The sequence below is a fragment of the Myxococcus xanthus genome (genome assembly GCF_013116825.1).
In the GTDB taxonomy this organism is placed as follows: Bacteria; Myxococcota; Myxococcia; order Myxococcales; family Myxococcaceae; genus Myxococcus; species Myxococcus xanthus_B.
The window spans coordinates 1-7,415 of record NZ_JABFNS010000230.1 but is presented as its reverse complement, the minus strand read 5'-3'; the positions used below and the strand labels follow the sequence as shown (position 1 = coordinate 7,415).

The 7,415-nt window shown below is 69.8% G+C and carries 8 protein-coding genes; 4 read left to right on the top strand and 4 right to left on the bottom strand.

Annotation, left to right across the window (positions count from 1 at the left end):
• A partial coding sequence (locus tag HNV26_RS36280) for a glycosyltransferase family 4 protein (RefSeq protein ID WP_171445416.1) occupies positions 1-1,071 on the bottom strand: 1,071 nt, incomplete at its 3' end.
• A 47-nt stretch (positions 1,072-1,118) separates the two neighbouring features.
• Between HNV26_RS36280 and HNV26_RS36275 the strand changes: the two genes are divergently transcribed.
• Together HNV26_RS36275 and HNV26_RS36270 are read left to right on the top strand one after the other, a co-directional pair.
• A complete protein-coding gene (locus HNV26_RS36275; protein ID WP_171445422.1) occupies positions 1,119-2,204 on the top strand; it encodes a glycosyltransferase family 4 protein in 1,086 nt (361 codons plus the stop codon).
• Positions 2,205-2,212: 8 nt separating this feature from the next.
• Positions 2,213-2,767 carry a hypothetical protein gene (locus HNV26_RS36270; protein ID WP_171445417.1) on the top strand — a complete coding sequence of 185 codons (555 nt, stop codon included), beginning with the start codon at positions 2,213-2,215 and terminating at the stop codon, positions 2,765-2,767.
• A gap of 3 nt (positions 2,768-2,770) precedes the next feature.
• Here the strand turns inward: HNV26_RS36270 and ybiA are convergent, their stop codons facing one another.
• Positions 2,771-3,292 (bottom strand): riboflavin biosynthesis intermediates N-glycosidase, encoded by a 522-nt coding sequence (gene ybiA, locus HNV26_RS36265; RefSeq protein ID WP_171445418.1) that lies wholly within the window; start codon positions 3,290-3,292, stop codon positions 2,771-2,773.
• Between the two features lie 83 nt (positions 3,293-3,375).
• Here ybiA and HNV26_RS36260 point away from each other — a divergent pair, with 83 nt between their 5' ends.
• Positions 3,376-4,101, top strand: a complete 726-nt coding sequence (locus HNV26_RS36260) for a hypothetical protein (protein ID WP_171445419.1) — start codon at positions 3,376-3,378, stop codon at positions 4,099-4,101.
• A gap of 156 nt (positions 4,102-4,257) precedes the next feature.
• Here the strand turns inward: HNV26_RS36260 and HNV26_RS36255 are convergent, their stop codons facing one another.
• Complete coding sequence (locus HNV26_RS36255; RefSeq protein WP_171445420.1) at positions 4,258-5,184, bottom strand: GDP-mannose 4,6-dehydratase; 927 nt, start codon at positions 5,182-5,184, stop codon at positions 4,258-4,260.
• Complete coding sequence (gene gmd, locus HNV26_RS36250; RefSeq protein WP_011555292.1) at positions 5,185-6,159, bottom strand: GDP-mannose 4,6-dehydratase; 975 nt, start codon at positions 6,157-6,159, stop codon at positions 5,185-5,187.
• Between the two features lie 142 nt (positions 6,160-6,301).
• On the opposite strand from gmd, the gene HNV26_RS36245 reads away from it, so the two are divergent.
• Positions 6,302-7,408, top strand: coding sequence for a myxosortase-dependent phytase-like phosphatase (locus tag HNV26_RS36245; protein WP_253817374.1), 1,107 nt, complete (start codon positions 6,302-6,304; stop codon positions 7,406-7,408).
• Positions 7,409-7,415 lie beyond the last annotated feature (7 nt).

Sequence of the window (7,415 nt, the reverse complement as noted above, 5' to 3'; positions counted from 1 at the left end):
CTTCCGGGGCTTCGTGGGCGCGGGGCGGGGGAGCACCGTCTCCAGTGCCTTCGTGAAGGCGGTCTGCACGGAAGGCGCGGAGAAGTGCTCCAACCGCCGCGTCTGTCCAGCGATGACGGGCCCGCGCAGGGAGAGGTCCTCGCTCAGGTCCACTGCCAGCTCCGCGAGGAAGGCGAAGCGCTTCTGGTCGAAGGCCACGCCCGCGCCGCCCAGGGTCTCCGGCACCGCGGCGGCCGCGTAGGCCAGCACGGGCACCTCGGCGGCCATGGCCTCGATGAGGGGGACGCCGAAGCCCTCATGCTCGCTCATGGAGACGAAGACGGAGGCGGAGCGGTACGCGGCCACGAGCTGCGCGTGGCTCAGCCGTCCCAGGAAGCTCACGCCGCGCAGGCCGCGCGCCTCGCGCTGGAGCATGCGGAAGTACCGGCTGCCGGGCTCGTAGCCGCCCACCATCAACAAGCGGGCCTGGGGGCGCAGCCGCAGGACTTCGCGGTGGAGCGCGAGCAGGTCCTCGAAGCGCTTGTGCGGCATGACCCGGCTCACGCCGAGCAGCACAGGGCCTGGACCTTCGAGCCGCTGGAGCATCTTCGCGTCGGCGCTGGCGCGGGAGAATCGCTCCGGCTCGATGAAGAGGGGCACCGTGTGGACGTTGCGGTACCCCGCGACGCGCAGCTCGGCGGCGTTGAAGTCCGACACGCCGATGGCCACATCCGCGAAGGGGGCCATCGCGGCGAGCTGGGCACGTCCCGCCACCAGCGCGTCCGCCAGCGGCAGCCCTTCGTAGAAACGCGCGGGGCTGATGTTGTGGAAGACGATGCCGCGCCGGCAGGGCAGGTGCATCAGCCGGCTGCTGAGCGGGGAGGCGATGCCATGGTGGTAGAGGACCAGGTCACCGGGCTCGGGACGCAGCGCGGACGCGGGGCTGGCCAGCCCTTCGAGCCCCGGTCCCACCTCGTCCGCATACAGCGCGCCCGCGTGCCCCATGCGACGCAGCAGGAGCTGCAGATGCAGCGCGGCCTGCCCGGTGGCGTCGCCGGGGACAAAGCTGGGTATCAACTGGTGGATCGCCATGCGGGCCCTGCCTATCACACGCACGTGCTATGAGGCGCACCGTGTCCATGGGACCTATCGCCTTCGACGCGACACTCTGGGACGAGCCGACCACCGGCATCGGCCTGTACACCCGTTGCCTGGCCTCCGCCCTGGAGGCGCTCGGCGTCCAGCTCACCCGCGTAGGGGCTCAGTCATCCGGCGAGGCCCCTCGCGCGAAGGCAGGGCGGACCGCCTGGACGCTGGGCGGCTTGCCGCGTGTGCTCCAGGGCTCGGATGCGCCGCTGTACCACGCACACGGTAACTTCAACCTGCCCCTCATCCGCGCTCCCGGCATGAAGTACGTGCTGACGGTGCACGATTTGATTCCGCTGCTGATGCCGGAGACGGTGTCGGCCGCGTTCCGCTGGCAGTTCCGGCTGTGGTTGTCGCGCAGCCTGATGGTGGCGGACCAGGTGGTGTGCGTGAGCGAACGCACGCGGCAGGACCTGCTGGCTCGCTACCCGGAAGCGGAGTCGCGCACGGTGGTGGTGCCCAATGGCGTGGACCACGTCCATGCGCCCGTCCTGGATGACACCAGCAAGGACTTCCTGCGCGCGCTCTCACTGCCGCAGGAGTACGTGCTCTACGCGGGCTCGCTCGACGTGCGGAAGAACGTGGACCTGGTGCTGGACGCGTTGGAGCGGCTGCGACTGCGGGGGCGGCCGGCCTCGTTGGTGCTGGCGGGACAGAGCTGGTTCGGCGCGGGGCGCGTGGAGGCGCGCATCTCCCGGCTGCGCTCGGAGGGGTTCGAGGTGCGCTCGCTCGGCTATCAATCCGACGCCGTGTTCTATGAGCTGATGCGCCGCGCGGCCGTGTTCGTGTTCCCGTCTCGTTATGAGGGGTTCGGGCTGCCACCGCTGGAGGCGATGCGGCTGGGGACGCCCACCATCGTCTCCACCGCGGGCTCGCTGCCGGAGGTCTGTGGCGACGCCGCGCTGAGCGTGGGGCCCGACGACGCGAACGGGCTCGCGAGGGCGTTGGACCGGCTGCTCCACTCGCCGGAGGAACGGCGGGCGCTCGCGGAGCGTGGAAAGGCGCAGGCCGCGAAGTTCACCTGGAAGCGGACCGCCGAGGGTACCTTGGCGGCGTACGAGGCCGCGCTGCGGCGATAAGGAGACGTATGCGAAAGCTCGTCTGGAGTGGGGTGATGCTGTGCGGACTGCTCGCGGGCTGTGCGAGCCGGCAGGAGACAGGCGCTGCTCCGGCGGAGCCGCCACCCGCCGAGGCCGAAGCCAGCGCAGAGGCGACGGCGCCGGCCCCTGAAGCCACGCAGGCCACCGAGATTCCGTCTGCCGAGGATGGTGAGGCGAGGGCGGCCGTCCAGCCCCTGGTGGTGACGCCCAATCCCGAGCCGAAGGACCCCATCAATGTCCGAAGCGCCACGGTGGACGGTGGCATCCTGACGCTGGCCGTGATGCATGGCGGAGGTTGCGCCGAGCACACGTACTCGCTGGCCTGGGATGGGAACCTCCAGCAGGGCGCGGATGGCACGCCCGTGGCGAACCTGGTGCTCGTGCACGATGGGAACAACGACCGGTGCAAGGCGCTCCTGCGGGCCAGCCCTCGCTTCGACGTGTCCTCGGTTTCGCAGCGCTTCGGGGCGCAGTTCGGGAAGACCTCGGGCACGGTGAACCTGGTCGTGTCGGACCAGGCTCCCGTGCGCTACGACTTCTGAGCCCTACGGCCCAGCGGGGGACGCCTCGGTGACGCCCTCCGCCAGCAGGTCCTCGCGCAGCTTCGTGAGGACCTTGCCCAGCAGGTTCAGTCCTCGCCACTTCGCGGGGTGCTGGATGCGCGGGTCCTCCTCATCCAACCCCACACCCCAGATGCGATCCACGGGGCTGGCTTCCACCAGCTCCGTGCCCGCGGTGGCCAGGAGCGCCTTCAACAGCTCCGGGCTCTGGGTGAACTTCGCGCGGTTGCCCTCGTAGACGATGCGCTCACGCGCCTTCTCCCAGCGCGCGTTGTCGAAGTCGCGGACCTTGCGGCCCAGGGCCTTGTGCGTCTTGGGCGACTTCGATGACAGGATGCTCGCCAGCGCCGCGGTGTCACCGAAGAGCCGCGCCTTGCCTGCCATCATGTACTGCTCCGCGCACACGTAGCGCACGCCGTCCACGGCGAAGTCGGAAGAGTGCCACTGGGAGAACGGGGAGTGCGCCTGCCAGAAGAAGGTGAACCGCTGCTGTCCTGCTTCGCTCATGGGCGACCTCAAAAATGGTGTTGATTGTACACTAACGCTGCTGGCCCAGCGGCCTGACAAACGCCGCTACACTGCCCACCTTCATGACGCTCTCCGACGCCCTGGTCCTGCTGGAACGCTGCTTCACCGGGCTTGCGGAAGGCGCCCCCCGGCTCCGCGAGCAGGAAGACGCCCGCTTCGCCCTCCGCCCCAGCGCCGTGTGGCTGGAGTACCGCTGGTACGTCCAGGCGCGGGGGATGGCGGAGGTCTTCCTCAAGTGGCCCCGTGCCTCCACCGGGCAGCGCGCCGCGGCCGAGGCCACGGTGCTGCGCGTCCATCTGCTCGGCGTGTCACCCACGCTTTCCCAACGTGCGGGGCAACTGCTCGTGGGAGGCACGCCGTCGAGAGATCGCATCATGGACCTCTTCGGCGATGACGGCGTGCGCCGGGAATGCGTCTGCCTGGGCCGGACGAACGTCACCGTGGAGCACTGGGAGCCGCAGCCCGGCCCGCGCCCGTTGCTGGATGATGCGCGCTTCACCTCGCTGGCCGAGGTGCTGGAGGCGCCGGACTCCACGCCCGAGGCGCGTCACGAGGCGGTGCAGCGGCTGGCTGACGAGCGAAGCCCTCGCGTCGTGGAGGTGCTGCTCGCGCTGGTGGCGCGCAAGCACTCGCTGATGGCGCTGCGGGTGTTGTCGGAGTGGGGCGTGGTGGGGGCACGCGAGGCGCTTCAGCGGGACCTGGCCCAGGTGCGGCCAGACAATCCGGCGGACCTGTGGACCCTCACGGCGTTGGAGCGGCGGCTTCAGGCCTGGGCGGCGCTTCAGTGAACAGGGACGCCTGACGCGTCACCTCGTCATGGGGCCGTCCACTTCGGAGTCGCGGGCCCGCGACGCCAGTCCCATTGAAGCTGGCTCGGCATCGGTCGCCCAGCCGAGCCTCCGACGCGCGCGCATCCTTGGGGACACGCGCGCGCCTTCGCTTGCTCACGCCGCGCCAGGCACGCGGGGGCCGAGCACATCGCGCAGCGCGTCCGCCACGGTCAGCTTCGGGGCCCAACCCAGCGCCTTCAGCTTGTCGGGAGCGCCGACGAGGCTGGGGATGTCGGAGGGCCGCAGGCGCGCGGGGTCCAGCTCGATGCGCGCGTTGACCCCCGCCAGCGACAGCATCTCCTCCAGCAGGCTGCGGATGGTGCGGCCCTCACCGCTCCCAATGTTGTACGCCTGCCCCGGCGCTCCCTTGTCGAGCAGAAGCCGGTAGGCCTCCACCACGTCGCGGACGTGGGAGAAGTCGCGCACCGCATCCAGGTTGCCCGTGCGCAGCACCGGGTCCACCGTACCCAGTCCGATGGCGCGAATCTGCGCTGCGAACGAGGGCACCACGAAGGTGGGGTCCTGCCCCGCGCCCAGGTGGTTGAAGGGCCGCGCCATGACGACCTCCAGCCCGTAGCTGCGGTGGAACTGCACCGCGGCCAGCTCCGCTGCGGACTTGGAGGCCGCGTAGGGGCTCAGGGGCACCGCGGGGGTGTCCTCGGTGGCGCGCGTGCCTTCGGGCACCGGGCCGTACACCTCGCCGGAGCCCACCAGCACCACGCGTGCCTTCGGGACGCTCTCGCGCACCGCGGTGAGCAGGTGCACCACGCCCATGGTGTTCACCGCGAACACCCGGGACGGGTTGTGGTGGCTCTTCGCGACCGAGCTGAAGCCCGCCAGATGAATGATGCCCTCGGGCTTCACCTCGGCCACCGCCGCCTTCACCGAGGCTTCATTGGCCACGTCGAAGTGCAGGGCGTTGCTGTTGACGCCCTCACCGCGCGGCCCGTGGGCCTCCACCACTTCGTCGCCAGCGGCGCGCAGCAGGGCGCACAAGTGCCGGCCGACGAAGCCATCCGCGCCTGTTACCAGAATGCGCATCTACCGCTGCCCCGCCTTCACGCGCTCCAGGTCCGCGTCCACCATCATCTCCACCAGCTCCTTGAAGCGGACCTTGGGCTCCCAGCCCAGCTTCGTCTTGGCCTTGGCCGGGTCACCGATGAGCAGGTCCACCTCGGCGGGGCGCACGAAGGCCGGGTCGATGAAGACGTGCTTCTCCCAGTCCAGGCCCACGCGCGCGAACGCAATCTCCACCAGCTCGCGCACGGTGTGCGTCTCGTTGGTGGCCACCACGTAGTCCTCGGCCTGCGGCTGCTGGAGCATCCGCCACATGGCGTCCACGTAGTCGCCCGCGAAGCCCCAGTCGCGCTTGGCGTCCAGGTTGCCCATGGGCAGCTTCTCCTGGAGGCCCAGCTTGATGCGCGCCACGTTGTAGGTGACCTTGCGCGTGACGAACTCCAGGCCCCGGCGCGGCGACTCGTGGTTGAAGAGGATGCCGCTCACCGCGAACAGGTTGAAGGACTCGCGGTAGTTCACCGTGATGTGGTGGCCGTAGGCCTTGGCCACGCCGTACGGGCTGCGCGGATAGAAGGGCGTGTCCTCCGTCTGCGGAACCTCCAGCACCTTGCCGAACATCTCGCTGGATGACGCCTGGTAGAAGCGCGCCTCCGGGCGGGTGTGGCGGATGGCCTCCAGCATCTTCGTCACGCCCAGCGCGGTGAACTCACCCGTGAGCACCGGCTGGTTCCAACTGGTGGGGACGAAGGACTGCGCCGCCAGGTTGTAGACCTCGTCGGGCTTCGTCAGGTTGAGCAACGCCGCGAGCGAGAACTGGTCCAGCAAGTCGCCCTGGTGGAGCTGAATCTTCCCGTGCAGGTGCTGGATGCGCTCGAACTTCTCCTCCGACGAGCGGCGCACCATGCCGTGCACCTCGTAACCCTTCGAAAGGAGCAGCTCCGCGAGATAGCTGCCGTCCTGCCCCGTGATGCCCGTGATGAGTGCGCGCTTGGTCGCCATGTTCTTTTCTGTGTTGGCTGGAAGACGCACTTTCTAGCCGACGCTGTCACCCATCGCCAACCGTTCCCAGCCGCTTCCTACTTGAAAGCCTGACGCCTCGTGCCAAGTTAGGACGCTCCCATCGCTCAGTCTGGAGGCGGTCATGCGCAACCCAACCCCCCTGGCCCTGGCGGCGCTGCTCCTGGGCACTCCGGTGTCCGCGCAGGTCGTCGTGTCGCCGACGGCGCAGTCCGAGCCCGCCCCGTCCATCACCGGCGGGGTGCTCCAGGACGTGGCCCTCTGGGTGAGTCCCGGCGCCCCCAGCAGCAGCCTGTTCCTCACCGCCTACAACAGCCCCAACGCGGGCCTCGTCACCTTCGGCCTGGGGGGCGAGCAACTGGATGCGGAGCTCGCGGATGGCCCGATGTCGGCCGTGGCCGTGCGGGACGGCTTCCCGCTGTCCGGGGTGCAGCAGACCCTGGTGGTGACGGCCAGCATCAACTTCAACGGGCTGGCGGCCTACACGGTGGACCCCGACCGCGCGGACCGGGTGGAGCGGATTGGCGCCGCGGGCTTCCTGACGGGGACGCAGTTCTCCGCCGTGGCGCTCTATCGAAACGAGGACTCGGGCCGGTTCTATGTGTTCGCCGGCACGTCCACGGGCGTGCTCCAGCAGTACGAACTGACCGGGGACACGGGGAGTGTGACGGCCACCCTGGTACGCACGCTCACCACGGCGGGGCCCATCGCGGGGCTGGCCGTAGACGAGGCGTCGGACTCCCTGTTCGTCACCCAGCAGGGGCAGGGCCTGTGGCGCTATCCGGCGGCCGCGGACGAAGGCGTCACCGGACAGCAGCTCTCCATCCAGGGCTCGGGCGGGCTCTCCGCCAATGTGGGCCGGGTCGCGATCTACCGCGCGCGCAATGGCGAAGGGTACATCCTGGTCGCGGACACGGGCGCGGATGCGTTCGCCGTCTATGAGCGGCGCGCGAGGACCCTCGTGGGCTCGTTCCGGCTGGCTGACGAGGATGGGGGCGTCATCCGTGCGAATGACCCGGTGGCCCTCGCCGTCACCGCGTCGTCGCTGGGCACCACCTATCCCGACGGGCTCTTCGTGGGCAGTGACGCGCTCTCCAACCCGCAGCGCTTCCTCTACGCGCGCTGGCCGGCGGTCGCGGAGGCCTTCGACCCCGCGCTGCGAATCGACACGCGGTCCGATTCGGACGGGGGGACGGACGGGGGCACGGACCTGTCGCTTATACAGATCTGACGCTGCC